Origin of the sequence: Terrabacter sp. Soil811 (assembly GCF_001429655.1) — a bacterium.
GTDB lineage: Bacteria > Actinomycetota > Actinomycetes > Actinomycetales > Dermatophilaceae > Terrabacter.
This window is the reverse complement of the sequence record NZ_LMSX01000008.1, coordinates 817,624-843,774: the sequence shown is the minus strand read 5'-3', so window position 1 is coordinate 843,774 and position 26,151 is coordinate 817,624. Positions and strand designations below refer to the sequence as shown.

Here is a 26,151-nt window from a genome sequence, read left to right as displayed (position 1 = left end):
CGTCGCCGGGCACCGCACGGGTGACCGTACGCTGTGCCGCGTGACCTTCCTGCGCGCCCTGTTCACCCTGCTCCGGGGGCGCGGGTTCCGTCGGCTCTTCGTCAGCCGGGTCACGTCGTCGTTCAGCGACGGTATCTTCCAGGTCGCCCTGGCCAGCCACATCCTCTTCAACCCCGAGAAGGCCGCCGACGCGCGCGGGATCGCCATCGCCTTCGCGATCGTGCTGCTGCCCTACTCGGCGCTGGGGCCGTTCGTCGGAGTGCTCCTCGACCGGTGGCCGCGCAAGCGCGTCATCGTCGTCAGCCAGGTCATCCGGGCCACGGCGATCCTCGGCGTCTCCGTCCTCGTCACCGGAGCCGAGACCGGCCCGGCGTTCTTCGGCCTCGTGCTCCTCGTCTTCTCGGTCAACCGCTTCATCCTCGCCGGGCTCTCCTCGGCCATGCCGCACGTGGTGCCGCGCGAGGACCTCGTGAGCGCGAACTCCGTCGCTCCCACGTGCGGGTCCCTGGCATACCTCCTCGGCGGCGCGGTAGGCACCGGGATCAGGGCCCTCGGGGGCAGCGACGTCGTCGACGTGCTCCTCGCCGCCGCTGGCGTCCTCGTGGCCGCCTGGGCGGCGACCCGGCTGCCGTTCATCGGCCCCGACGACACGAGCGGCGCGCCCTCGGTCGGGCAGATCACCCGGTCCGTCGTGACGGGCCTCGTCGAGGCCGTGCACACCCTGCCGCGCCGCGCACGCCTCCTGCTCACCCTCGTCTTCATCACCCGGCTCCCGTTCGGCTTCCTCCTGCTGCAGACCCTGCTCCTCTTCCGCGGCCCGTTCGAGTCCGGCCACGGCGCGCAGGGCTTCGGCATCGCCGCAGGCGCGTCCGCACTGGGATTCGCCTCCGCGGCCTTCGTCACCCCGTGGCTGGCCCCACGCCTGACCGCCGTGCCGTATGCCGCCCGGATGCTCGCGCTGGGCGCGGTCGTGTGCGCCGTGCTGGGACCGTTCCTCACGCCGTGGAGCATCGTCGTCGTCGGCTTCGTCGTCTCCTTCACCTCCCAGTGCGTCAAGATCACCGTCGACTCGCTCCTGCAGGCCCACGTCGACGACCACCTGCTCGGCCGCGCCTTCTCCGCCTACGACGTCGTCTACAACGCCGGCATGGTCGCGGCGGCGGCCCTCGGCGCGCTCGTCCTCCCCGAGAGCGGGCTCGCCTGGTGGCCGCTCGTGGCCTTCGCCTGCCTCTACGGGGCGAGCGCGATGCTGCTCGGCCGGCTCTGGACGCGGGCCACGGTGCTCGACCACGAGCGGCCACTAGGCTGACGGCGTGCTTCCCGAGCTGACCGCCACCCGCTACGTGACGCCGCTCAAGGAGGGTGGGTCGCTGCCCGGCATCGTGGAGGCCGACGACGACGGCACCTACGTCCTGAAGTTCCGCGGCGCCGGTCAGGGGCTCAAGGTCTTGGTCGCCGAGGTGCTCGTCGCCGGGATCGCCCGGCTGCTCGAGGTGCCGGTGCCCGACCTCGCCGTGGTGCGCCTCGACCCGCGCATCGCGAAGTACGAGGCCGACGAGGAGGTGCAGGACCTGCTCACCGCCTCGGTCGGGACCAACCTCGGCGTCGACTTCCTGCCGGGTTCCCTCGGCTACGACGGCTCGAGGCCGCCCGACGCCGACCTCGCCGAGCGGATCATCTGGCTCGACGCGCTGACCGCCAACGTCGACCGCACGTGGTCCAACCCCAACCTGCTCGTCTGGCACGGACGCACGTGGGCCATCGACCACGGAGCAGCCCTCTACTTCCACCACTCGTGGCCGAGCAAGGCACCGGCCCCGGAGCGCTTCGCGGCCCAGCCGTTCGACGCGAGCCGCCACGTCCTGCGCGACGTCGCGGGCGACGTGGCCGCGCGCCACGACGAGCTCGCGGCGCGCCTCACGCCCGAGGCCGTCGAGGCCGTCGTCGCCGAGGTGCCCGAGGAATGGATCGAGCCCACGCCCGAACTCGCCGACGCACCCGCGGTGCGGACGGCATACGCCCGGATGCTGCGGGCCCGCCTCGACGGGCCGCTCACCTGGGTGCCCACGGGCGTCGCCGCGTGAACGCGTACCAGTACGTCCTGCTCCGGCTCGTCCCCCGCGTCGACCGGGAGGAGTTCATCAACGTCGGTGTCGTGCTCTACTCGCAGGACGCGGGCTTCCTCGACGCCGCCTGGGAGCTCGACGAGCGCCGTGCGGACGCGCTGTCACCGACGTGCGACCTCGAGGGCGTGCGCTCGATGCTCGAACGCGTCCGGGCCGTGTGCCGCGGCGAGACGGGCCGCGGCCTGCCGACCCTCGACAAGCCGGGCCAGCGGTTCGGCTGGATCATCGCACCGCGCTCGACCGTCGTGCAGCCCGGACCGGTCCACGGGGGCCTGTGCGACGACCCTGCCGTCGAGCTCGAGCGCCTGCTCGACCGGCTCGTCCGGGCCTGACGGACCCGACTGGCTCGACCGGCCCGGTCAGCCCTGGGGCCGCGGGCGCAGCGCCCACATCGCGACGGCGCTGGCCGCGGCGACGTTGAGCGAGTCGACGCCTCCGGCCATGGGGATGCGCAGGGTGAGGTCGGCGTCGGCGACGGTCCGGTGCGACAGGCCGTCGCCCTCCGTGCCGACGACGAGCGCGAGCCGCTCGGGTGGGCCGCTCTCGAGGTCGTCGAGCGAGACCGAGTCGTCGGACAGGGCCATGGCCGCGACGGTGAGACCGGCGTCGTGGAGCAGGGCCATGCCCTGCGGCCACGGGTCGATCCGCGTCCACGGCACCTGGAAGACCGTGCCCATGGAGACGCGGATCGAGCGCCGGTAGAGGGGGTCGGCGCACCGGGGCGTGATGAGGACGGCGTCGACCCCGAGCGCAGCAGCCGACCGGAAGATCGCACCGACGTTCGTGTGGTCGACGACGTCCTCGAGGACGATGACGCGGCGCGCGTCGGCGATGAGCGACTCGACGGTCGGCAGGGCGGGGCGCTGCATCGCAGCCAGTGCGCCGCGGTGGAGGTGGAAGCCGGTCAGCTGCTCGATGACGTCGTGCTCCGCGAAGTAGACCGGCACCCCGTCGGCCTCCGCGTCGGCGACGATGTCGGACAGGTCGTCGAGCCAGCGCCTGGCCATGAGGTAGGACCGCGGTCGGTGCCCGGCTCGAAGCGCACGGCGGATCACCTTCTGGCTCTCCGCGATGTAGAGGCCGCGCTCTGGCTCGTGCCGCCTCCGCAGCACGACGTCGGTCAGCGACACGTAGTCGGTCAGCCGCGGGTCGGTGGGGTCGGTGATCTCGATCGGCACGCCCGACAGGCTAGTGCCGGTCGCACCTTCATCCGGCATCGTGGCCCGGGGGCGGGGCCGGGGCCGGGGTCAGGCTGCGAAAGGCGTCAGGGGAACCAGACGAGCTTGACGACGGCGACGAGGCCGATCGCGATGATGAGGCCCCGCAGGACGTTCGGCGGGATCCGGCGGCCCACCCGTGCCCCGATGATGCCGCCCACGAAGGCGCCGACGCCGATGAGGAGGACGATGAGCCAGTCGATCTGGTCGCGTGCGAAGAGGATGAACACCGCGGCCGCGACGACGTTGACGACGAGGGAGAGCACGTTCTTGTAGCCGTTGAGCCGCTGCAGGGGCTCGAGGCTCAGCGCACTGAGCAGGCCCATGAGCAGGACGCCCTGGGCCGCGCCGAAGTAGCCGCCGTAGACGCCCGCGGCGAAGACCCCGGCTGCCATCGCCGGCGCGTGCCAGCGCGGCACCGCCCCCTCGACCCCCTCCGGGTGGACCCGGGCCTGGATGCGCGGGCCCGCAACCACGAGCACGAGCGCGATGAGGATGAGCACCGGCACGATCGCCCGGAACGCCGCGGCGGGCAGAACGAGCAGCAGCCCCGCCCCCACGACCGAGCCGACGAACGACATCGGCATGAGCCGGCGAAGGGTGCGCGCCTGGCCGTCCAGCTCCCTGCGGTAGCCCCACGCCCCGGTCACGCCACCGGCGACGAGGCCGATGTTGTTCGAGACGTTGGCGACGAGCGGGTTGACCCCGAAGAAGAGCAGGGTCGGGAACGTGATGAGCGTGCCCGACCCGACGATGGTGTTGATGACGCCGGCCCCGGTCCCGGCCAGCGCGATGGCGACGGCGGACCAGAACGACACCCGGTCACCCTACAGAGGGTGACCGGGTGTCGTCGGGGCGGTGTCGCCGGGGTGTCGGTCAGCGTCCGGTCGGGGGCTCGGGCGGTGCGTCGGCCAGGTCGTCCGCGGACGCCGGGGGCGTGACCGGGGGCGTGACCGGGGGCGTGACCGGCGGCGCCGCAGCGGGGGGCGGGGGCACGTCGGCCCCCGAGCGCAGCGGGGGCTGCTGGCGACCCATGGGCGCGGCGTGCTCGGTCGACTCGGCACTCGCCTGCGCGGCCTGGCCACGGGCCTCGGCCAGTGCCTTGGCCGGGTCCTCGAGCACCGTCTCGGCAAAGGCGTTGTCGTCGGCGTCGCCCGTGTCGACCCACTGCTCCTCGTCGTCGCCGCCCATCGGGCCCTGCTCGCTGCCGCCGAGCGCGTTGCCGATGCCCTTGAGGGCGTCGGTCAGCTCGGACGGGATGATCCACATCTTGTTGGAGTCGCCGCGTGCGAGCTGCGGCAGCACCTGGAGGTACTGGTAGGCGAGCAGCTTCTGGGTGGGCTTGCCGCGATGGATGGCCGCGAACACCTGCTGGATGGCGCGGGCTTGGCCCTGCGCCTCGAGGATGCGGGCCTGCGCCGAGCCCTCGGCTCGCAGGATCTGGCTCTGCTTCTCACCCTCGGCCGTGAGGATGGCCGACTGCTTGAAGCCCTCGGCGGTGAGGATCGCGGCACGACGGTCACGCTCGGCGCGCATCTGCTTCTCCATCGTCTCCTGCACCGAGCGCGGCGGGTCGATGGCCTTGAGCTCGACACGGTTGACGCGGATGCCCCAGTTGCCCGTGGCCTCGTCGAGGACGCCGCGCAGCTGGCCGTTGATCTGGTCGCGGCTCGTCAGGGCCTGCTCGAGGTCGAGGGAGCCGATGACGTTGCGCAGCGTGGTGACCGTCAGCTGCTCGATGCCTTGGATGAAGTTGGCGATCTCGTAGACGGCGGCCTTCGCGTCGGTGACCGAGTAGTAGATGACGGTGTCGATGTTGACGACGAGGTTGTCACTGGTGATGACGGGCTGCGGCGGGAAGGTGACGACCTGCTCACGCAGGTCGATGTTGGCGCGGACCTTGTCGACGAACGGGATCAGGAAGTGGATACCTGCCGTCAGCGTCTTGTTGTAGCCGCCGAGTCGCTCGACGATCTGTGCCGTCTGCTGCGGCACGATGCGCACGGTGCGCAGCACGACCACGAACGCGACGACGACGATGAGTATCGGAATGATGAGTACCGGGTCCACGACCTTCTCGACCTTCTCCCTGTGCGGTCCGTGCTCCCCCGGGGAAGCGCGGTTGGTGCGGGCGGATCGGACGATCCGCTCGTTGGTTCGGTGGCGTCGCCGGGCGCGGGGCCGGAGGCCGGCTCAGCTCCCCACGACGCGGGCGCGGCTCACGATCGCGGTGGCGCCGTCGATGGAGTCGACGACGACCTCCTCGCCGGGCTCGATGTCGTCGCCGAGCGTGCGCGCCGACCACGTCTCGCCGGAGAGCTTGACCCGCCCTCCGGCCGGGTTGACACGGTCGATGGCGACGGCCGAGCGGCCGACGTGGGCGGCGGCGCCCATGAGCTGTTGCGGCGTGCTGGCCGAGAGGCGGTTCTTGAGCCACGGACGCACGATCGCGAGGAGGGCCACGGCAACGAGGGCCGCGACGATGGCCTGCACCACGGGGGGCGCCCCGAAGGCCGCGGCGATCGATGCGCCCACGGCACCACCGGCGAGCATGAGGAAGGTGAAGTCGACCGTGACCGCCTCGATGGCGACGAGGACGAGAGCCACTGCCACCCAGACCATCCAAGCCTGTCCCTCGACCACGTGCCCCCACCCTGCCTTCGTCCACCTCGGCGACGGGCCCCGATGTCCCGTGCGTCACTCCTGTGACGTTCTCGATTCTGCCTCAGTTCCCTCTCGGGACCTACGGATCAAGGGGTCGGGACGGTTGCGATCAGGACTCGGCCCGCGCCGACCAGCGCTCGCCGTGCTGCTCGAGCACGAGGGGCAGACCGAACGTCGCGCTGAGGTTCTCGGCCGTCAGCGTCAGCGGGATGGGGCCGGCGGCGACGACCTTGCCGTCGCGGATCATGAGGACGTCGGTGAACGACGGAGGGATCTCCTCGACGTGGTGCGTCACGAGCACCATCGCGGGCGCCTCCGTGTCGGCGGCCAGGTCGGCGAGCCGGCGCACGAGGTCCTCGCGACCGCCGAGGTCGAGACCGGCGGCCGGCTCGTCGAGCAGCATCAGCTCGGGGTCGGTCATCAGCGCCCGGGCGATCTGGACGCGCTTGCGCTCGCCCTCGCTCAGCGTGCCGTAGGCCCGGTCGGCGAGGTGCTCGGCGCCGAGCGTCCTGAGCAGCTCCATGGCGCGCACGTAGTCCACGTGGTCGTACGTCTCGCGCCACCGGCCGATGATGCCGTAGGAGGCCGTCACGACGACGTTGCCGACGAGCTCGTCGCCGGGGATGCGCTCGGCCATCGAGGAGCTCGCGAGGCCGATGCGCGGCCGCAGCTCGAAGACGTCGACGGCGCCGAGCACCTCGCCGAGGACGCCGGCGACCCCCGCGGTCGGGTGCAGCCGCGCCGCGGCGATCTGGAGCAGCGTCGTCTTGCCGGCACCGTTGGCGCCCAGCACGACCCAGCGCTCGCCCTCCTCCACCTCCCACGTGACGTCGTCGAGGAGCGTCGAGGCACCGCGACGAACGGTGACTCCGGCGAAGGCGAGGACGTCGCTCATGGCTCGACCCTATGACAAGGCCTCCGGAGCCGCCGCGGCGGCGCACCCTACGATGACGGGGTGTCCGAGCTGCCCGCGTCCGTGCGCCTCGCGCTGTGGGTGACGGCCTCGTGGCGTGGTGATCTCGCGACGACGGAGGCGTTGGCCCGGGCCTTCCCGGACCTCGACCACGTCGCCGGTGACCTGGCCCGGCTCGACGTCTGGCGGGACCTCGGCGAACGCGCCCTGTTCGTGGCGCTCCCCCGCCCCGGCGACCTGAGCCGTATGCCGCGTGGCTCGTCCGCGGCGACCGCGCACGCTGCGGACGCCGGGGAGTGCGTCTTCGTCGCGGGCATCGGCGGGGTCCTCGTGCCGACGCTCTCGGAGTTCGGCCCCGAGGGCGACGTGGGCGTCCGTGCGGACTGGACGGCCTACGAGGCGGACCCGCTCCCCCGGCACCGGATGGAGATGCTGGACCTCCGGGACATCGAGCGCGACCTCATGGGCCGCCTCCGCGACCACACGCAGCGCTTCGACGAGGTGGGGGGCCACCCCTGGGGTGACGAGGCGCGCGCCGAGGCGCAGGCCGACCTCGACACGACGCTGTGGGGCATCCCGCCGGCGACGTCCGGACGCGCCCTACGGATCATGGCCCTGTCGGCCAACCTCTCCCGCGTCGCCCACCGCAACGCCGGCCGGACCTCGCTCGGGTCGAGCGGTCTCGACGCGGTGACCACGGCGAACCGGACGCGGCTGTTGCGCGACCTCGCCGCGGACGCCGACACAGCACTGGCCGACGCGACCAACGTCGCCGTCATGTCCATCGCCGGCTGGCGCCCCGCCTGAGTGCCGGTGCGCTCGGCCGCGCGGCTACGCCTCGGGGGCGGACGTCTCGAGCTGCGCGAGCACCGCTCGCGCGTAGGCGCGTTCGGCGTCGATGTCGGCATGGCGCCCGACCGCGCCGTCACGCCCGCGGGCCGACACGGCATACCCGCCCTCGAGCTGTTCGAGCGAGACGAAGGACTCACCGAGCAGGTCACGCAGCTGGTCCTCCCTCGGGAGCCACACGGCCTTGTCCTGCTCGACGCTGTCGAGGGCCCACTCGGTCGTGCCGTTGAAGCCGATGACGTCGCCCGTCGTGAAGTGGTGGACGTCGACCGTGATCTCGCTGATCACGAAGACGTCGTCCTCCATGCCGCTGACGGCCACGACGAAGCGGTCGCCCGAGACGGGCTTCCACGTCAGTCCCGCGTCGGAGAGCCGGCGGGCGAGCTCGAGGGTCAGCATGTTCCCCATCGTCACATCCCCCCGGGACTTCGCCAAGCAACCCTAGATTTGGTCCATGACGGAGCACCCAGACCTGCAGCCACTCGACGAGAGCACCTTCGAGACCGTTCTCTGCGTCGTGGCGCATCCCGACGACCTCGAGTACGGCACGGCCGCCGCCGTCGACCGGTGGGTGCGGGCCGGCAAGACCGTGACCTACCTGCTGGCCACCCGCGGCGAGGCGGGGATCGACACCCTGCCGCCCGAGCAGGCGGCCCCGCTGCGCGAGCAGGAGGAGCGGGACGGGGCTGCCCAGGTCGGCGTCGACGTCGTGGAGTTCCTCGACGGCTTCACCGACGGGGTCGTCGAGTACGGCCTCCCGCTGCGGCGCGCCATCGCCCGCGAGATGCGGATCCGCAGGCCCGACCTCGTCATCACGTCGACGTACGCCGACCGTTTCCCGGGCGGCTTCGCCAACCAGGCCGACCACCGGGCGGTGGGTCTCGCCGTCGTCGACGCCAAGGCAGACGCGGGCAACCGCTGGATCTTCCCCGACCTCGTGGACGAGGGGCACGAGCCGTGGCAGGTCGCCCGGCTGCTCATCGTGGCCGACCCCGAGCCGACGCACTTCGTCGACGTCTCGGAGCACTTCGACGCGGCGGTGGCGTCGCTGTCGGCGCACGACGCCTACCTCGCGGCGCTCGGATCGGACTATCCGAAGCCGGCCGAGCTGCTCGGCATGATCCTCGGCGGCCCCTCGGAGGTCGTCGGGGTGCCGTATGCCGTGACGGGCCGTCTCGTCGGCGGCTGACCTGCGTCGGGCCCGAGGCTCTAGCCCAGCGCTCCCACCGCCGTCCGGATGGCTGCCAGGTCGTCGGCGGTGACGCCCTCGGGACGCATCACGGCGTTCCAGGCGTCGACGTACTCCGTTGTGTACTTGTGCCCGTGTCCTGCGGGGACGCCGGTCGAGAACGGGAGGTCGGCCGTCACCTGCCAGAAGGTCACGAACGGCATCCAGAACATCCCCTGCAGCACGTCCTTGCCGGCCGCCTCACCGATCCAGTCGGGCTCGTTGAACACGAGGTGGGGGCTCCACCACACGATCGGGTCGGACGGGTGCATGAGGTAGAGGACGCGGGTGCCGTCCCACGGCTGGCCCTCGGGCGGGATCGAGGCCGCCGGGTCGGTCGCGAAGCGCACGGTCCGCCCGTTCTTGTAGACGGGTTGGATCTCGGGACTGCCGACGTCGCGGTGGTCGCTGAACTCACGGAACAGGGTGTTGAAGTTCGGCGGCCCCGCGAAGACCGTGCCGGCGGTCCGGTTGCGCAGGTCGTACTCGCCGCTGAAGGCGGTCTCACCGCCGAACGTCCCGAGGCTCTCGCCCGACACGTACAGCTTGGGCCTGGAGTCCTGCGGCAGCCGGGACCAGCGGTCGTAGACGGCGTCGAAGAGTGCCCGTCCCGCCTCGCGGGCCTTGGACTGGTCGACGAGGAAGGAGAGCCACGACGGCAGGTACGAGTACTGCATCCCCACAGTGGCTGCGTCGCCGCCGGTCAGGTACTCGAACGGGGCGACGAGGGCCGGGTCGACCCAGCCGCTGCCGGTCGTCGTCACGACGAGGAGGTTCGTCCGCTTGAACCCTCCGGCCCGCTCGAGGTCGTCGACGGCCAGGGCAGCCCGCTGTTCGGCGTCGTCGGCCGAGTCGAGGCCGGCGTAGGTTCGGATCGGTTCCTCCGCGGGGTGGTGGACGACCCCCTCGATGTCGCTCGCGGTCGGACCGCCTGCCACAAAGGTGCGGCCCTCGCGACCGAGCGACTCCCAGGGGACCATCGAGCCCGGCCCGCCAGACCGGAGGCCGGTCGCGGGCTTGACGACCCCCTCCTGCGTGACGGTGTTGCCCACAGAGAAGGCCTCGTCCATGGCACCCACGAGACCGTCGATGAGGACGCCGCTGATGACGAGGTAGGTCATCGTCGTGACGAGGATCCAGCCCGTCGCGCCCGCGGCCCGCCGCCCGAACCTGCGGCTCAGCAGGTCCGCGACCCAGTGGTAGACGCGTCGGATGCCACGGCCGATGAGCAGGAATACCGCGAAGAAGAACACGGCGACCACGGGCGAGAGGACGACGAGGGCGATGTTGTACTCCGTCACTCCCATGAGGCTCCGGATCTCGTGCTGCCAGTACTGGCCGAGACCGAAGAAGACCACGAGCAGCACTCCGCCGCCGATGAACAGGGCCCGCCACGACGAGGGCTTGGGCTCTCGTGGCTCCCGATCCGCGAAGGCGCGCCACAGCCATGCGCCGAGGACTCCGAGCCCGTAGCCGATGGATGCGGTGATCCCGCAGACGAGGCCCTGGATGAACCCGCCACGCGGGAGCAGCGACGGGGTGAACGACAGGGCCGCGAAGAGGACCGCGCCCCAGCACCCCGGGACGGTGAAGTGGAGCAACCCCCGGAGGCGTCCGGAGCGCCGCTCCAGCCCGTCCGCCTCGTCGACCGACCCGTGGTCGCCGGCGGTCAGCGCATCGTTGCCAGCCACGTCAGTTGCCATCTCAGCTCGTTCCGGTCAGCGGGACGGGGGTGCACTCACGTGGAACGCTCCCACACGTGGCGGTCGCGGGCACGCGAAACGCCGTACGCGCGACCGGACCCCGAACCCCGGGATCAGCGCCGGACGTCGGGTTGCGACTCCTCGCGGAGTCGAGGCTCCGTGCGCCGCTCGGGGTGGATCCCACGCTTGTCGCGGTAGAACGCCCGCACCGTGTCCATGTCGGCGACCACGTCGGCCGTGGCGGTCATGGTGGGGCCGAATCCGGCTGTGCGAGAAGGTCCGTCGATGAAGGCGAGGGCGATGGGCAGACGGGTCGACCGCCCGATCCGCCAGAAGCCGGACTTCCAGTAGCCGCCCTTCGAACGGGTGCCTTCCGCAGCCAGGATCAGCAGGAACGGCTCCCCGCTCCGGGCCTCCCGCACGAGTCCCCGCACGACCTCGCCGGGGTTGTCGCGGTCGATCGGGATGCCACCGAGCCGCAGCAGGAGCCACCCGAGCGGGCCACGGAAGAGCTCCTTCTTGATGAGGACGCGCGGTGTGACGCCGCCCCGCCACATGACCAGGAGCATCATCACGAAGTCCCAGTTGGACGTGTGCGGTGCACCGACGACGATGCCGGTGCGAGGCACGTCGCCCACCGCGGTCCACCCGATGAGGCGTAGCACCAGGCCGGCCAGTCGACTCCTCATGGCGTTTCCTCTCGGGCTGTGGCGGTGGTCCGCCTCCACCAACCTACGCGAGGCGCCGTGCGTCAGATGTCCAGGACCGAGCGGTAGACCTCGAGCGTGCGGTCGCCGATGGAGGCCCACGAGAACGAGTCGACCGCCCGCTGCCGGCCGGCTCGACCGAACGCGTGGGCCCGGTCGACGTCGGAGACGGCGTCGGTCAGCGCGGCGGCGAGGTCGGCGACGAACCGGTCGGGGTCGACCGGCGTCCCGGTGCCGTCCTGCACCTGCTCGATCGGCACGAGCCACCCGGTCTCGCCGTCGACGACGACCTCGGGGATGCCGCCGGTGGCGGTGGCGACGACGGCGAGCTCGCACGCCATCGCCTCGAGGTTGACGATGCCGAGCGGCTCGTAGACGGACGGGCAGGCGAAGACGGTGCCGTGGCTCAGCAGGGCGACGACCTCGTTGCGCGGCAGCATGTCGGGGATCCAGACGACGCCCTCACGCTGCGCCCGCAGCTCGTTCATGAGTCCCTCGACCTCGGCGAGGATCTCCGGAGTGTCGGGGGCACCCGCGCAGAGGACGATCTGGACGTCGGGGGGCAGCAGCGCGCAGGCCCTCAGCAGGTAGGGCAGGCCCTTCTGGCGGGTGATGCGGCCGACGAAGACGACCGACCGCAGGTCGGGGTCGACGCCGTGACGCCGGACGATCTCGGTGGCCTCCGGGGAACGGTCGGCCGACCACAGCTGCGAGTCGATCCCGTTGTGCACCACGTGAACCCGCGCTGGATCGAGCGAGGGGTAGCTCTTGAGGATGTCCTCGCGCATGCCCGCGCTGACCGCGACGACGGCGGCAGCCGACTCGTACGCGGTGCGCTCGGCCCACGAGGACACGCGGTAGCCGCCGCCCAGCTGCTCCGCCTTCCACGGGCGCATCGGCTCGAGCGAGTGTGCGGTCACGACGTGTGGCATGCCCCCCAGGAGCGACGCGAGGTGGCCGGCCATGTTGGCGTACCAGGTGTGCGAGTGGACGAGGTCGGCTCCGACGCAGTCGCCGGCCATGCTGACGTCGACGCCGAGTGTCTGCATCGCGGCGTTGCCGGCCGCGAGCTCGGGGAGATCGGCGTATGCCGTCGTCCCGGCCTCGTCACGCGCGGCGCCGAAGCAGCGCACCCGGACGTCGATGTCGCCGCGGTCGCGGAGCGCCCGGACGAGCTCTGCCACGTGAACACCCGCGCCTCCGTAGATGGCCGGCGGGTACTCCTTGCTGAGGATGTCGACGCGCACGTTCCGACCCTAGTGCTGCAGCCATCCCGCGGAGCGGAAAGCTCGGCCGATCTTGCGTGCTGAACCTGTCGGCGACCGGACGCCTGCCCTAGGGTGGCGCTCATGGCCCGACGAAGCCCAGCTGCTGGTCCGAAAGTCCTCGCGATCGTGCTCGCTGGCGGTGAGGGCAAGCGGTTGATGCCGTTGACCGCCGACCGGGCCAAACCCGCCGTGCCGTTCGCCGGCATCTACCGTCTCATCGACCTGGCCCTGTCCAACGTCGTCAACTCCGGCTACCTCCAGGTCGTCGTGCTGACGCAGTACAAGTCGCACAGCCTCGACGCGCACGTGACGAAGACATGGCGCATGTCGACGCTCCTCGGCAACTACGTCACGACCGTCCCGGCGCAGCAGCGCGTCGACAAGAACTGGTACCTCGGCAGCGCCGACGCGATCTACCAGAGCCTCAACCTCATGCACGACGAGCGGCCCGACATCGTCGTCGTCGTGGGCGCCGACCACGTCTACCGCATGGACTTCAGCGCGATGGTCGAGCAGCACATCGAGACGGGTGCGGCCTGCACCGTCGCGGCCATCCGCCAGCCGATCTCTCTCGCCAACCAGTTCGGCGTCATCGAGGTCGACGACGCCGACCCGTCCAAGATCGCCGCCTTCCTCGAGAAGCCGAACGACCCCAAGGGCCTGCCGGACAACCCCGACGAGGTCCTGGCGTCGATGGGCAACTACGTCTTCACCGCCGCAGCCCTCGAGGCGGCTGTCATCGCCGACCACGACAACGAGTCGAGCAGCAACGACATGGGCGGCGACATCGTGCCCTACTTCGTCGGCCGCGGAGAGGCCGGCGTCTACGACTTCAAGGACAACGAGGTGCCCGGCGCCACCGACCGCGACCGCGGCTACTGGCGCGACGTGGGGACCATCGAGTCCTATTACGACGCCCACATGGACCTCATCTCGATCCACCCGGTCTTCAACCTCTACAACTACGACTGGCCGATCTACACGAGCCACAGCCCCTACCCGCCGGCGAAGTTCGTCCACGGCAGCGGCGACCGCATCGGCGAGGCGCTCAACTCGGCGGTCTCCCCGGGCGTCGTCGTGTCGGGTGCGCACATCTACGCCTCGGTGCTCTCCCCCCTCGTCAAGGTGCACTCCTACGCGAGCATCCAGGGGTCGGTCCTGCTCGACGGCGTCGAGGTGCACCGGCACGCGCAGATCCGCCGGGCCATCATCGACAAGAACGTCGTCATCCCGGAGGGGTGCCAGATCGGCATCGACCACGAGCACGACCGGGCACGCGGCCTCCACGTCACCGAGACCGGCATCGTCGTCGTGGGCAAGGGCCAGATCGTCACCCGATGAGCACCCCGATGAGCCCCGCCCGATGACATCTGTGAGGGTCTTCCCATGACGTCCACCGCCACGAATCCCCCGGTCAGCGCGACGGACTCACGGCCGGCGCGGGTCGGGATCCAGATCCCGCCGCAGCACGCGACGTGGGCCCAGATCCGACGCACGGCCTCGACGCTCGAGGAGATGGGTGTCGACGTCCTGCTCAACTGGGACCACTTCTTCCCGCTCAGCGGCGACCGCGGCGGCCAGCACTTCGAGTGCTGGACGATGCTCGGCGCGTGGGCCGAGTCGACCGAGTCCGTCGAGATCGGCGCCCTCGTGACGTGCAACAGCTACCGCAACCCCAGCCTGCTCGCCGACATGGCGCGCACCGTCGACCACGCGAGCGAGGGGCGCCTCATCCTCGGGATCGGCTCGGGGTGGGCGCAGCTCGACTACGACGAGTACGGCTACGAGTTCGGCACCGCGGGCGGGCGTCTCGACGACCTGGCGCGCGACCTGCCGGTCATCCGCGACCGGTGGAGCCGGCTCAACCCCGCCCCGACGCGCGACATCCCCATCCTCATCGGCGGCGGCGGCGAGAAGAAGACGCTCCGGATCGTCGCCGAGCACGCGGACATCTGGCACGGCTTCGGCGGCCCCGAGGAGATCGCGCACAAGCACCGCGTCCTCGACGAGTGGTGCGCCCGCCGAGGCCGGGACCCCCTCGAGATCGAACGGTCGGCCGGTGTCGCCTTCGTGCCGGGCCGCAACCCCGACCAGTCGGGCGACTACGCGAGCAACGCCCAGCAGCTCCACGACGTCGGGACCCGGCTGTTCACGGCGAGCGTCGCCGCGGCCGACCCCGACCTCGCCCGCGTGCGCGACCTGCTCCAGTGGCGCGACGAGGTCAACGGGGTCAGCGCGTCGTGACGTGCTGACCGCGACCTTCTGGGGACTCGTCGGTGGCGCCGCCCTGCTCGTCGGCGCGCTCCTCGGGCTCTATGCCAGAGCCTCGTACCGCGTCATCGGCCTCGTCATGGCCTTCGGCGCCGGCGTGCTCATCAGCGCGGTCGCCTTCGAGCTGACCGAGGAGGCGTTCCACTCTGCCGGCGCGGCGCCCGTCGTCGTCGGGCTCGTCAGCGGCTCGGTCGTGTTCTTCGTCGGCGACTGGTTCATCGACCGTCGAGGTGGCCACCGGCGCAAGAGCCCGACCGGGGGCCCGCAGCAGGGTGCGGGCGCGATGGCGCTCGTCCTCGGGGCCCTGCTCGACGGCATACCCGAGTCGGCGGCGATCGGCGTCAGCGTCCTCGGCGGCGGTGACGTCGGGATCGCGATGGTCGCGGCGGTGTTCCTCTCCAACGTGCCCGAGTCCATGTCGGCGAGTGCCGGCCTCAAGCGGGCCGGGCGCTCCGCGCGCCAGATCCTGCTGCTGTGGCTCGTCGTCATGCTCGTCTCGGGCCTGGCCGCCGGTCTCGGCTACGTCCTGCTCGAAGGCGCCTCCCCCGCCGTGGTGGCCGGGATCCAGACCTTCGCGGCCGGCGCCATCATCACGATGCTCGCCGACACGATGATGCCGGAGGCCACCGAGCACGCCGGACGCCTGGTGGGTCTCGTGACGATGCTCGGCTTCGCACTCGCGTTCCTGCTCAGCGCCCTCGGCTGACTCCCGCACGACGCCGGCGGACGGCATACGCCCTCCGGCATGACGGACGTCACCGGCCGAATGCCGGAAGGTGACGCGGGAGCGCACGCGCGCTCACTACCCTGACGCGGGTGACCGCAGTGAACAGCACGGACGGAACGGACATCCAGACCCTGAGCGTCACCGTGACGGGCGACGACCGACCAGGTGTGACGGGGACGCTCCTCGGGGCGCTGTCGGGAGTGGACGCAGAGGTCCTCGACATCCAGCAGGTCGTCGTGCACGGTCACCTCACCCTGACCGTCCTGTTGAGACCCGGCGCCCATGTCGACCAGCTGCGCGACGCCGCCGCCGTCGCCGCCCACCGCCTCGGCCTCGCCCTCACGGTCGTCGAGGGCACCGGCGTCAACGCGCGCTCGCGGCAGGGACGGGCGGCCGTCGTCGTCCTCGGCGCCCCGCTCAGCGCCGACGCCGTCTCGCTCGTCACGACCCGGATCGCCGACCACGGCGCCAACATCGACCGCATCCGCCGGCTCTCGCGCTACCCCATCACGACGGTCGAGTTCGACATCTCCGGCGCCGACCTGCCGTCCCTGCGCACCGAGCTCGCCCTCGTGGCGACGTCGGAAGGCATCGACATCGCCGTCGCACCCGGCGGGCTCGCCCGGCGCGGTCGGCGACTCGTCGTCCTCGACGTCGACTCGACGCTCATCCAGCAGGAGGTCATCGAGCTGCTCGCCGCCCACAGCGGCCGGGAGGCGGAGGTGGCCGAGGTGACGGCGCGCGCGATGGCGGGAGAGCTCGACTTCGAGGAGTCCCTGCGCGCCCGGGTGGCGACCCTCGCGGGCCTGCCCGAGTCGGTCCTCGACGAGGTGCGCGAGTCGGTCCAGCTGACCCCCGGCGCCCGGACGCTCGTGCGCACGCTCAAGCGGCTCGGCTTCACCGTGGGACTCGTCAGCGGTGGGTTCATCGAGATCGTCGGCGAGCTCGCGGACGACCTCGGCATCGACCACGCCCGCGCCAACCGGCTCGAGATCGAGGACGGCCGCCTCACCGGACGTGTCGTCGGCGAGGTCGTCGACCGGGCGGGCAAGGCGCGCGCCCTGCGCGAGTTCGCCGAGCAGGAGGGCCTTCCGCTGAGCCGTACCGTGGCCATCGGCGACGGCGCCAACGACCTCGACATGCTCGACGTCGCCGGCCTCGGCGTCGCCTTCAACGCCAAGCCGATCGTCCAGGAGCAGGCCCAGACCGCGGTCAACGTGCCCTACCTCGACTCGGTGCTCTACCTGCTCGGCATCTCCCGCGAGGAGATCGAGGAGGCCGATCTCGACGACGGCACGCCGACCCAGGCTCCGCCGGTCCCGCACGCCGGTCACTAGGCTGGCGCGATGCAGTCCGTGGCCCCTTCGTCCGTAACCCCGAACGCGAACGGCGTCCGCCGCACGCTGCTCATCATCGGCGGTGCCGAGGACCGGATCGGGCGGTCGGTCGTGCTCAAGCGGTTCGTGAAGCTCGCGGGCGGCCGGCGGTCGCACATCGTCCTCATCCCCACGGCGTCGTCGTACGCCGACGAGGTCTCCGAGGCGTACCGCGACGTCTTCACCCGGCTGCGGGGCGGCGACTACTCCGTCGTCCACCCCGAGACCCGCCGCGACGCCAACGACCCTGCGATGGTCGAGGCGCTCGACACCGCGACCGGCGTGTTCATCACCGGTGGCAGCCAGGTCAAGCTGGCGCAGAACATCGTCGGCACGCCCGTGGGCGACGCCGTCGTGCGGGCCTACGAGCGCGGCGCCGTCGTGGCCGGCACGTCGGCCGGCGCCTCGATCATGAGCCGATACATGATCTCGCTCGGCGAGGAGGGGCTGACGCCCAAGCAGCGAGCGAGCCAGATCTCGGCCGGCCTCGGGCTCGTCGAGGACGTCATCATCGACCAGCACTTCGACCAGCGCGGCCGCTACGGCCGGCTCATGTCGATGGTCGCCGCCTCGCCGAACCTGCTCGGCATGGGGATCGACGAGAACACGGCGGCCGAGATCCGTGGCGGCACGGTCATGTCGGTCATCGGGGCCGGCTCGATCTTCGTCGTCAACGCCCGCAACGCCATCACCGACGCCCCCGACGCGCGTCGCGGTGCGCCCCTGCTCGTTTCGGGCGCGGTCGTGCACTCGCTGCCCACGGGCAGTACGTTCGACCTGGACCACGTCGAGCTGACCGCGTTCGTCGAGCGTCACCCCGACATCGAGGGTGCGGTCGTCCCGGCCAAGGTCCGCGCGGCGCGCTCGTCGACGAGCAGCGCCGCTCACTGAGTCCCGTTCGTCCAGCCGCACCGCACGCACCGCACCAACGGTCGACGGGTATGCCGCACGGCACGTCCCGCACGACCCCGTAGGAGGAGATCCATGGCCGTCGAGGTACCCACCCCCACAGGCCCGGCCCGACCGGACCTGAAGATCCTCGAGACCCGGATCTACCGCGGCCCCAACGTCTGGTCCTACCAGCAGGCCGTCCACCTCGTCGTCGACCTCGGCAGCCTCGAGGAGTACCCCACGGTCTCGCTGCCCGGCTTCACCGACCAGCTCGTCGAGCTCGTCCCCGGGCTCGAGCGCCACACCTGCTCGCTCGGCCGACGCGGCGGGTTCATCGAGCGGCTGCGCGAGGGCACGTGGCTCGGCCACGTCGCCGAGCACGTCGCGCTGCAGCTGCAGACCCTGGCCGGCCACGACTCGCGCCGCGGCAAGACGCGTGCGGTCAAGGGCAAGCCCGGCCAGTACAACGTCGTCTACAGCTACACCGACGAGACCGTCGGGGTCGCCGCGGGCAAGCTCGCGGTGCGCCTCATCAACCACCTCGTCCAGCCCGAGGACGGCTTCGACTTCGAGACGGAGTTCAACGCCTTCCTGCGCCAGGCCGAGCGGGTCGCCTTCGGTCCCTCGACGGCCGCCATCCTCGAGGAGGCGGCCTCGCGCGACATCCCGTACATCCGCCTCAACTCCGCCTCGCTCGTCCAGCTCGGCCAGGGCGTGCACGCCCAGCGCATCCGGGCCACGATGACCTCCAAGACGGGCGCGCTCGCCGTCGACATCGCGAGCGACAAGGACCTCACGACCAAGCTCCTCGGGTCCGCCGGCCTGCCCGTGCCCAAGCAGGAGGCCGTTCGCACCGTGCGGGGAGCCGTCGAGGCAGCGCGCCGCATCGGCTTCCCGGTCGTCGTCAAGCCGCTCGACGGCAACCACGGCCGCGGCGTGTGCCTCAACCTCATGAGCGACGAGGACGTCGAGAAGGCGTACGACATCGCCAAGGCCGAGTCGCGTCGCGGCACGATCATCGTCGAGTCCTTCGTCACCGGTCGCGACTACCGCTGCCTCATCGTCGGTGGACGGATGCAGGCGATCGCCGAGCGCGTCCCCGCGCACGTCATCGGCGACGGCACCCACACCGTCGCCGAGCTCGTCGAGATCACCAACGCCGACCCGCGTCGTGGCGTCGGGCACGAGAAGGTGCTGACGAAGATCAAGGTCGACGCCAACGCGCTCGAGATCCTCGCGGGCCAGGGCCACACGACCGAGTCGGTGCCGGACGAGGGCGAGATGGTCAAGCTGGCCCTGACCGGCAACATGTCGACCGGTGGCATCTCGATCGACCGCACCTTCGACGCCCACCCGGACAACGTCGAGATCGCCGAGGAGGCGGCCCGCATGGTCGGGCTCGACGTCGCCGGCATCGACTTCATCTGCCCGGACATCACCTATCCCGTGCGTGAGACGGGTGGCGCGATCTGCGAGGTCAACGCGGCTCCCGGCTTCCGCATGCACACGCACCCCACCGTCGGCGAGCCGCAGTTCATCGCCAAGCCGGTCGTCGACCTGCTCTTCCCACCGGGCGCGCAGTCACGCGTGCCGATCGTCGCCGTCACCGGCACGAACGGCAAGACGACGACGTCGCGCATGATCGCCCACATCTTCAAGGGTCTCGGACGCAAGGTCGGGATGACCTCGACCGACGGCGTCGTCATCGACGAGCGGCTCGTGATCAAGGCCGATGCCTCGGGTCCGCGCTCGGCCCGGATGGTGCTCCAGAACCCCCGCGTCGACTTCGCCGTCATGGAGGTCGCCCGGGGCGGCATCCTCCGCGAGGGCCTCGGCTACGACCGCAACGACATCGCGGTCGTCACCAACGTCGCCCCGGATCACTTGGGACTCAAGGGGATCGACACCCTGCGCCAGCTCGCCGACGTCAAGGCCGTCATCGTCGAGGCCGTGCCGCGCGACGGCTTCGCGGTGCTCAACGCGGACGACCCGAACGTGCGCAACATGCGCCGACGCTGCTCGGGCGGCATCGTCTGGTTCTCGATGGCCGAGCCCGGCAGCGAGACGCGCGAGTTCGTCGACGACTACTGCCGCCGCGGCGGCCGTGCCGTCGTGCTCGAGCCGAGCGAGCGTGGCGAGATGATCGTCATCAAGCACGGCCGGCGCAGCATGCAGCTCGCCTGGACCCACCTGCTCCCGTCGACGTTCGGTGGTGCGGCACGCTTCAACGTCGCCAACTCGCTCGCCGCCGCGGGCGCCGCCTTCGCCGCAGGAGCCCCGCTCCACGACATCCGACAGGGCCTGCGGACCTTCGCGACGACGTACTACCTCTCCCCCGGTCGCCTCAACCTCGTCCAGGTCAACAACGCCGACGTGTTCGTCGACTACTGCCACAACGCGGCCGGCATGAAGGAGCTCGGCGCCTTCGTCGACCGCTACGCCGACCAGAAGCAGCGCCAGGCCGACCTCGGCAAGACCTCGCGCATCGGCATGATCGGCGCTGCGGGCGACCGACGCGACGACGACATGCGCGAGCTCGGAGCGGTCGCGGCCCAGCACTTCGACGTCATCGTCATCCGCGAGGACGAACGCCTGCGCGGCCGCAAGCCCGGCGAGACGGCCGAGCTCGTGGCCGAGGGCGCGCGTGCCGCGATGAAGGAGGGCGCCCGCTGCCGTCAGGTCGAGATCGTCCTCGACGAGCTCGACGCCACCCGGCACGTGCTCGCCCGCACCAACCCGGGCGACCTCGTCGTCATGTGCGTCGACCAGCACGCGCTCGTCGTCGCCGAGCTCGAGGAGCGCACCAAGCACGCCCAGGCGGGTGCCCGCATCGGCACGGCCGCGGCGGCCACGAGCGACCCCGACCTCGACCCGAGCACTCTCACCGAGACCGCCGAGGCCGAGGGCGACGAGGCCGAGGAGGAGGCGCTCGGCGCCCTCCCGTCGGAGTCGCAGCCCGACCACGCCGACGACACCGCCATCTGACACGAGTCGAGGCTCGCACGCGATACGGCCGGGAAGTGCGCCACGGCGCGCTTCCCGGCCGCGTGGGCGTTCGAGGGGCGACACGACTGCGCCATGGCGCGGTTGCCGACCTGGCCCAGGCGCCGAACCGGGCACAACTGCGCCGTGGCAGGGTTGCCGACGGCGCCCGGGCGCATCACCGGCAGAAGTGCGCCGTGGCGCGTCTGCGGCCGTGCTGACTATTCGGTGACGGGAGCCAGCTCGTCGGCGTACGCCCGCAGAGCCCGGCGGTAGGCCTGGGTGTCGACGTCGGTCGTCGCCTCGAGCGTCGACCGGATGAGGTCGGCGAGGGCCTGCCGCTCCTGGCCGAGATCGGCCTGGACGAGCGCCTTGAGCATGAGCGCCGCCGTGTTGTGCGGTCGCGCCTCGAGGACGTCGGCAACGAGGCCCTGCGCCTCGGCGGTCCGGCCCACGACGCGCAGGCTCGAGGCGAGCTGGAGCTGCGCCCGGTGCCGGTGCGGCTCGCGCAGGCCACCGGCCAGCGCCTCCTCGTAGAGACCGATGGCGCCCTGCTCGTCGCCCATCGCGTCCTTGACGCCGGCGAGCTCGAAGACGAGGCGCGGGTCGCCCGGGTGGCCGTCGACGAGCTCCTGGGCGGCAGCGAGCCGCGCCGGCTCGTCGTCGCCCTCCCACAGCGCCGCGATCTCGGCCTCGAGCTCGTGCTCGCCGCGCGCGGCGACGACCTTGCGGCGGATCGCGCGGGCGTCGTCGACCTTGCCGCCGTGCTCGCGGATCCAGCCGTTGACCTCGGTGCGCTCGGCGTGGCACATGAGCGCGATGACGTCGCCGTCGAGCGCGTGCGGCACGAGGGCCTCGAAGGACTCGAGCTCCGTGTCGTAGCCGGGCACGTCGAGCACGCCGACCTTGGCCAGGCCGTCGCGGAAGAGACCGAGCAGGTCCTCGGGCTCGCGCCCGCGCAGGTAGTGGCGCGCGACCTTGAGGACGACCTCCTCGGCGCCGCGGCCGGCGATCTCCCCCATCGCGACGATCGCCTCGTCGGCGCGGTCGCCCGCGCACCCGAGGCCGAGGCGCACGGCTCCGCCCGGCGCGGCGAGCCCACGGGCGACGTCGAGCAGGGCCTCGAGGCCGGCCTCGTTGTGGGCCATGTCCATGATGACCGTCGCCTTGCCGCCGCTCGGCAGCGGCAGCGAGTACGTGTTGAGCCGGCCCCAGTTGTGCTCGGGATCCGGCGCGAAGGTCCGCAGACCCTCGACGACGGCCGAGCGCGGGACACCGAGCCCCAGCGCGGCCGCGGCACCGGCCAGCGCGTTGGCGATGTTGTTGCGGGACAGTCCGCTCAGCGTCATGGGGACGTCGACGATCTTGACGAGGCGGTCCGGGTCACCGTTGGGCGACAGGACGACGATCTCGCCGTCGAGGACCGTGATGCCGCGGCCACCGGAGTTGATCGACTCCCAGAGCGCGGGCGAGGCGGGGTCCAGGCTGAAGGCCCACGGCTTGGCCTTGATGCCGAAGCGCATGGCCCACACGCGAGGGTCGTCGCCGTTGAGCACGACCCAGCCCTGTGGCTTCGTGACGGTCGTGACGATGGCCTTGACCTCGGCCAGCTGGTCGAGGGTGTCGATGCCCTGCAGGCCGAGGTGGTCCGCGCTGACGTTGGTGACGACGCTGACGTCGTTGGCGGTGACCCCCATGCCCTTGAGGAGCATGCCGCCACGGGCGGTCTCGAGGATCCCGATCTCGAGGCCGGGCGTCTCGAGCACACCGCGCGCACCCGCCGGGCCGGAGAAGTCGCCCTCCTCCTTCGTCTCGCCCATGACGACGACGCCGTCGGTCGAGCTCCAGGCGGTCTTGAGACCGGCGCTCATGCACATGTGCGCCATGAGACGGGTCGTCGTCGTCTTGCCGTTGGTGCCGGTGACGGACGCGACCGGCACCGTCGGCGTCAGCACGCTGGGGCCCGGACCGTCGGGCGCGGCCAGGATGACGGCCGCGGCCGCCTCGATGACCTCGTCGGCGCTCCGGGAGCGGTCGAGCAGGCCGGCCATGACGGCACCGAACTGCTCCCCCGCGACGCGGCCGCGGGTGCGATGCACCCACGGGAAGGCGAGCACGACGTCCTCGACGGTCTGACCCGCCCGCACGCGTACGCCCAGGCGCCCGGCGCCGATCTCGGTGCCGACGCGACGCGTCACGGTGCGGATCACCCGCATGACGAAGCGCTGGCGCAGGGCCGTGCCCCGCTTGCCCGGGCGGGCCGAGCGCATGCCCAGTCGGCGGGCCAGGGCCTCGGCGTCGGTGCGCTTGAGCTCGAGGAAGCCGGGCACGTGCAGGATGACCTTGATCGCCGGGCGGGCGAAGTAGAGGTTGGGCCCGTCGAGCACCCTGACCTCGTCGACCCGCACCTGTTCGGCAGGCACCGACGCGGCCACGGGGTCGGTCGTCGTCAGGGGGCTGGACTCGGTCCCGGCGTGAGGCATGGGCAGGACTCTAGCGAGAGGATCAGTGGACCTGCGCGCTCACTGCCCCATCGCGTGGACGCCGCCGTCGACGTGGACGATCTCACCGGTCGTGGCAGGGAACCAGTCGGAGAGCAGCGCCGCACAGGCCTTCGCCGCGGGCTCCGGGTCGTTGACGTCCCAGCCGAGCGGTGCGCGGTCGTCCCAGACCTTCTCGAACTGCTCGAAGCCCGGGATGGACTTGGCCGCCGTCGTGCGGATCGGCCCGGCGGCGACGAGGTTGCAGCGAACGGCCTTGGGGCCGAGGTCGCGGGCGAGGTAGCGGTTCGTCGACTCGAAGGCGGCCTTGGCCACACCCATCCAGTCGTAGACCGGCCACGCGAACTTCGCGTCGAAGGTGAGCCCGACGACGCTGCCGCCCTCGGTCATGAGCGGCAGGGTCGCTACCGCGAGCGACTTGAGGCTGTACGCCGAGATCTGGAGGGCCGTCGAGACGTCCTCCCACGTGCCCTCGAGGAAGTTGAAGGCGCCCTGCGGCGCGAAGCCGATCGAGTGCAGCACCCCGTCGAGGCCGTCCACGTGCTCGCGCAGGCGGTCGGCGAGGCTGTCCAGGTGCTCCTGGTCGGCGACGTCGAGCTCGATGACGACGGGCGTCTCGGGCAGCCGCTTGGCGATGGTCTGGGTGATCTTCATCGTGCGGCCGAACGAGGTGAGGATGACCGTCGCACCCTCCTGCTGGGCGATCTTCGCGACGTGGAACGCGATCGAGCTGTCCATGAGGACACCGGTGATGAGGAGCTTCTTGCCTTCGAGGATTCCCATGCCTGCGACTTTCTCGTGTGGGTGGGCACGCTTGCTGCACAACGCTCGTGACGGCATACCAAGGTATGCCGTGGGGTGGGCTCAGTGCCCCATGCCGAGCCCGCCGTCGACGGGGATCACCGCGCCGGTGATGTAGCCGGCGTCGTCGCTCGCGACGAAGCGCACGACGGACGCGACCTCCTCGGGGGTGGCGAACCGGCCCGCGGGGATGGTGGCGAGGTAGGACTTCTTCTGCTCGTCGGGCAGCACGGCCGTCATCTCCGTGTCGATGAAGCCGGGTGCGACGACGTTGGCGGTGATGCCACGGCCGCCGAGCTCGCGCGAGATCGAGCGGGCGAGCCCGACGAGGCCGGCCTTCGACGCCGCGTAGTTGGTCTGGCCGGGCGACCCGTAGAGGCCGACGACGCTGCTGATGAGGACGATGCGGCCACGGCGCTTGCGGATCATGCCGGTGGCGGCGCGACGCGCGCACCGGAAGGCTCCCGCGAGGTTCGTGTCGATGACGGAGTCGAACTCGTCGTCGCTCATCCGCATGAGCAGGGTGTCTCGGGTGATGCCGGCGTTCGCGACGAGGACCTCGACGGGGCCACCGAAGATCTCCTCGGCGGCGGTGAAGGCCGCGTCGACGGAAGCCGAGTCGGTGACCTCGCAGATGACGCCCTGCAGGCCCTCGGGCGGCTCACCGGAGCGGTGGGTGATGACGACGTTGTCGCCGGCGTCGGCGAAGGCCCTGGCGATCGCCAGGCCGATGCCGCGGTTGCCTCCGGTCACGAGCACGTTGCGCGCCTCGGTCGTTGACACTGTGCGTTCCTCCGTCCGTCCGGCCTCTGCCGGGTCGCTGCCTTGCCCCGAAACCTAACGGACTACCGAACGGTAGACAGCACGGTGCCGCGGGCGTGGGACGGGCTTATGGTTGAAGGGTGCCAAGAGCCAAGAACGAACCGGTCGTCTACTCCGTCACCTCGGCGTCGACCTCCACGACGGACGACCAGGACAAGCGCGTCCGCCGCTACCTCACGATGATGGGCATCCGCATCGTGTGCTTCGGCCTGGTCTTCGTCACCTCGGGCTGGCTGCGCTGGACGGCCATCCTGGCCGCGGTCTTCATCCCCTACGTCGCCGTCGTGCTCGCGAATGCCGTGAGCCCGCGCCAGCCGGGCAGCATCCAGTCGGTCGTGCCCCGCGACGACACGCAGCGCCTCGAGCAGTGAGCGGTCCGCTCTCCCTGTCGCCCACGGGCGAACCTGACGTCGAGCACGTCTGCAGCGCCAAGGGCTGCCGCGCGACGGGCGTTCACGCGGTCATCTGGAACAACCCGAAGCTGCACGCCGCGGACCGACGCAAGGTGTGGCTGGCGTGCGACGACCACGAGAAGTCGCTCGCTGACTTCGTGGCGCTGCGGGGCTTCCTCATCGAGGTCGTCCCTGTCGAGGCCCTCACCGACGCCGACGGCTGAGTGCCGCATCCTTTCCTGGAGCGGGTCAGTGCGGGGGTTCAGGCTGCCCTGCAGGACCAGGCGTCCCACCGGTCCCGGTCTCCGAGGGGCTCCACCCCCCCGTCGGGGGCGTCGCCGCCCACCACGCGGGCCCGCGTCGAGGCAGGGCAACACACGAACCGTCTATCCGGCCTCCGCGATCCCCCGATGGTAAGTTGCGCCGAAACGCTGCCCGACCGAGGAGCTCGCACATGTCGGATCGACTGCTGGACGTCTTCTCCAAGGGGCTGAACCTCCCCGCGTCTCAGCTCAGCGACGAAACGAGTCCGTCCAACACGCCCACGTGGGACTCTCTCGCCGCGATGGAGATGGTCGTCCTTCTCGAGGACGCCTTTGACGTCCGGCTCAAGACCTCCGAGATCATGAAGATGCGCTCCATCGGCCTCGCGCGGAACGTCCTGCGCAGCAAGGGCGTCGAGGACATCTGAGTCACCAGCGACGGGCGAGCCC

The 26,151-nt window shown here is 71.4% G+C and carries 26 protein-coding genes; 14 read left to right on the top strand and 12 right to left on the bottom strand.

Features of this window, described 5'->3' with window-relative positions; all coding sequences use genetic code 11:
* Positions 1–40 precede the first annotated feature (40 nt).
* Genes ASH01_RS14300 through ASH01_RS14290 form a run of 3 tightly spaced genes read left to right on the top strand, consistent with a single transcriptional unit; the run spans position 41 to position 2,458 of the window.
* On the top strand, positions 41–1,309 hold the full coding sequence (locus ASH01_RS14300) for an MFS transporter (protein WP_056776923.1): 1,269 nt from the start codon (positions 41–43) through the stop codon (positions 1,307–1,309).
* Between the two features lie 4 nt (positions 1,310–1,313).
* Positions 1,314–2,084, top strand: coding sequence for a HipA family kinase (locus tag ASH01_RS14295; protein ID WP_056776920.1), 771 nt, complete (start codon positions 1,314–1,316; stop codon positions 2,082–2,084).
* Complete coding sequence (locus ASH01_RS14290) at positions 2,081–2,458, top strand: DUF3037 domain-containing protein (RefSeq protein ID WP_020144179.1); 378 nt, start codon at positions 2,081–2,083, stop codon at positions 2,456–2,458. The genes ASH01_RS14295 and ASH01_RS14290 overlap by 4 nt, the downstream gene beginning before the upstream one ends.
* A gap of 27 nt (positions 2,459–2,485) precedes the next feature.
* Here the strand turns inward: ASH01_RS14290 and ASH01_RS14285 are convergent, their stop codons facing one another.
* The 5 genes from ASH01_RS14285 to ASH01_RS14265 all read right to left on the bottom strand — a co-directional run bounded on the left by ASH01_RS14285 (position 2,486) and on the right by ASH01_RS14265 (position 6,902).
* Positions 2,486–3,304, bottom strand: a complete 819-nt coding sequence (locus ASH01_RS14285; RefSeq protein WP_056776917.1) for a TrmH family RNA methyltransferase — start codon at positions 3,302–3,304, stop codon at positions 2,486–2,488.
* An 86-nt stretch (positions 3,305–3,390) separates the two neighbouring features.
* Complete coding sequence (locus ASH01_RS14280) at positions 3,391–4,161, bottom strand: sulfite exporter TauE/SafE family protein (RefSeq protein ID WP_056776914.1); 771 nt, start codon at positions 4,159–4,161, stop codon at positions 3,391–3,393.
* A gap of 58 nt (positions 4,162–4,219) precedes the next feature.
* Positions 4,220–5,413 (bottom strand): SPFH domain-containing protein, encoded by a 1,194-nt coding sequence (locus tag ASH01_RS14275; protein WP_056776912.1) that lies wholly within the window; start codon positions 5,411–5,413, stop codon positions 4,220–4,222.
* Between the two features lie 123 nt (positions 5,414–5,536).
* Positions 5,537–5,965: an NfeD family protein gene (locus ASH01_RS14270; RefSeq protein WP_056776910.1), complete on the bottom strand. Its 429-nt coding sequence runs from the start codon at positions 5,963–5,965 to the stop codon at positions 5,537–5,539.
* 151 nt (positions 5,966–6,116) lie between these two features.
* Positions 6,117–6,902: an ABC transporter ATP-binding protein gene (locus ASH01_RS14265; protein ID WP_056776906.1), complete on the bottom strand. Its 786-nt coding sequence runs from the start codon at positions 6,900–6,902 to the stop codon at positions 6,117–6,119.
* A gap of 60 nt (positions 6,903–6,962) precedes the next feature.
* On the opposite strand from ASH01_RS14265, the gene ASH01_RS14260 reads away from it, so the two are divergent.
* Positions 6,963–7,727 (top strand): hypothetical protein, encoded by a 765-nt coding sequence (locus tag ASH01_RS14260; protein WP_056776902.1) that lies wholly within the window; start codon positions 6,963–6,965, stop codon positions 7,725–7,727.
* A 24-nt stretch (positions 7,728–7,751) separates the two neighbouring features.
* On the opposite strand, the gene ASH01_RS14255 is transcribed toward ASH01_RS14260, so the two are convergent.
* The gene (locus ASH01_RS14255) at positions 7,752–8,168 is read right to left on the bottom strand and encodes a hypothetical protein (RefSeq protein ID WP_056776900.1); all 417 of its coding nucleotides are present in this window, start codon (positions 8,166–8,168) and stop codon (positions 7,752–7,754) included.
* A gap of 55 nt (positions 8,169–8,223) precedes the next feature.
* Here ASH01_RS14255 and ASH01_RS14250 point away from each other — a divergent pair, with 55 nt between their 5' ends.
* Positions 8,224–8,958: a PIG-L deacetylase family protein gene (locus tag ASH01_RS14250; protein WP_056776896.1), complete on the top strand. Its 735-nt coding sequence runs from the start codon at positions 8,224–8,226 to the stop codon at positions 8,956–8,958.
* A gap of 20 nt (positions 8,959–8,978) precedes the next feature.
* Here ASH01_RS14250 and ASH01_RS14245 read toward each other — a convergent pair whose 3' ends face one another.
* From ASH01_RS14245 to glgA, 3 genes are all read right to left on the bottom strand, one after another.
* Positions 8,979–10,700: an alpha/beta hydrolase gene (locus ASH01_RS14245; protein ID WP_200959170.1), complete on the bottom strand. Its 1,722-nt coding sequence runs from the start codon at positions 10,698–10,700 to the stop codon at positions 8,979–8,981.
* A gap of 113 nt (positions 10,701–10,813) precedes the next feature.
* Entirely contained in the window at positions 10,814–11,389 is a 576-nt protein-coding gene (locus tag ASH01_RS14240; protein WP_056776893.1) for a 1-acyl-sn-glycerol-3-phosphate acyltransferase, read from the bottom strand.
* A gap of 62 nt (positions 11,390–11,451) precedes the next feature.
* The gene (glgA, locus tag ASH01_RS14235; protein WP_056776890.1) at positions 11,452–12,654 is read right to left on the bottom strand and encodes a glycogen synthase; all 1,203 of its coding nucleotides are present in this window, start codon (positions 12,652–12,654) and stop codon (positions 11,452–11,454) included.
* A gap of 102 nt (positions 12,655–12,756) precedes the next feature.
* Here glgA and glgC point away from each other — a divergent pair, with 102 nt between their 5' ends.
* The 6 genes from glgC to cphA all read left to right on the top strand — a co-directional run bounded on the left by glgC (position 12,757) and on the right by cphA (position 20,925).
* Positions 12,757–14,016 carry a glucose-1-phosphate adenylyltransferase gene (gene glgC / locus ASH01_RS14230; RefSeq protein ID WP_056777761.1) on the top strand — a complete coding sequence of 420 codons (1,260 nt, stop codon included), beginning with the start codon at positions 12,757–12,759 and terminating at the stop codon, positions 14,014–14,016.
* 45 nt (positions 14,017–14,061) lie between these two features.
* Complete coding sequence (locus ASH01_RS14225; protein WP_056776886.1) at positions 14,062–14,919, top strand: LLM class F420-dependent oxidoreductase; 858 nt, start codon at positions 14,062–14,064, stop codon at positions 14,917–14,919.
* Position 14,920: 1 nt separating this feature from the next.
* On the top strand, positions 14,921–15,652 hold the full coding sequence (locus ASH01_RS14220) for a ZIP family metal transporter (protein ID WP_056776883.1): 732 nt from the start codon (positions 14,921–14,923) through the stop codon (positions 15,650–15,652).
* A gap of 110 nt (positions 15,653–15,762) precedes the next feature.
* A complete protein-coding gene (gene serB, locus ASH01_RS14215) occupies positions 15,763–17,010 on the top strand; it encodes a phosphoserine phosphatase SerB (protein ID WP_443081145.1) in 1,248 nt (415 codons plus the stop codon).
* 9 nt (positions 17,011–17,019) lie between these two features.
* A complete protein-coding gene (locus ASH01_RS14210; RefSeq protein WP_056776878.1) occupies positions 17,020–17,940 on the top strand; it encodes a cyanophycinase in 921 nt (306 codons plus the stop codon).
* A gap of 93 nt (positions 17,941–18,033) precedes the next feature.
* On the top strand, positions 18,034–20,925 hold the full coding sequence (gene cphA, locus ASH01_RS14205) for a cyanophycin synthetase (protein ID WP_056776876.1): 2,892 nt from the start codon (positions 18,034–18,036) through the stop codon (positions 20,923–20,925).
* A 218-nt stretch (positions 20,926–21,143) separates the two neighbouring features.
* On the opposite strand, the gene ASH01_RS14200 is transcribed toward cphA, so the two are convergent.
* From ASH01_RS14200 to ASH01_RS14190, 3 genes are all read right to left on the bottom strand, one after another.
* Positions 21,144–23,405, bottom strand: a complete 2,262-nt coding sequence (locus ASH01_RS14200; protein ID WP_082619841.1) for a tetratricopeptide repeat protein — start codon at positions 23,403–23,405, stop codon at positions 21,144–21,146.
* 39 nt (positions 23,406–23,444) lie between these two features.
* Positions 23,445–24,206: an enoyl-ACP reductase FabI gene (gene fabI, locus ASH01_RS14195; protein ID WP_056776872.1), complete on the bottom strand. Its 762-nt coding sequence runs from the start codon at positions 24,204–24,206 to the stop codon at positions 23,445–23,447.
* Between the two features lie 81 nt (positions 24,207–24,287).
* Positions 24,288–25,007 (bottom strand): beta-ketoacyl-ACP reductase, encoded by a 720-nt coding sequence (locus ASH01_RS14190; protein ID WP_056776869.1) that lies wholly within the window; start codon positions 25,005–25,007, stop codon positions 24,288–24,290.
* A gap of 119 nt (positions 25,008–25,126) precedes the next feature.
* Here ASH01_RS14190 and ASH01_RS14185 point away from each other — a divergent pair, with 119 nt between their 5' ends.
* The 3 genes from ASH01_RS14185 to ASH01_RS14175 all read left to right on the top strand — a co-directional run bounded on the left by ASH01_RS14185 (position 25,127) and on the right by ASH01_RS14175 (position 26,129).
* Complete coding sequence (locus ASH01_RS14185) at positions 25,127–25,417, top strand: DUF3099 domain-containing protein (protein ID WP_056776866.1); 291 nt, start codon at positions 25,127–25,129, stop codon at positions 25,415–25,417.
* Positions 25,414–25,662 carry a hypothetical protein gene (locus ASH01_RS14180; protein WP_056776864.1) on the top strand — a complete coding sequence of 83 codons (249 nt, stop codon included), beginning with the start codon at positions 25,414–25,416 and terminating at the stop codon, positions 25,660–25,662. The genes ASH01_RS14185 and ASH01_RS14180 overlap by 4 nt, the downstream gene beginning before the upstream one ends.
* A gap of 230 nt (positions 25,663–25,892) precedes the next feature.
* Positions 25,893–26,129: an acyl carrier protein gene (locus ASH01_RS14175; RefSeq protein WP_056776862.1), complete on the top strand. Its 237-nt coding sequence runs from the start codon at positions 25,893–25,895 to the stop codon at positions 26,127–26,129.
* Positions 26,130–26,151 lie beyond the last annotated feature (22 nt).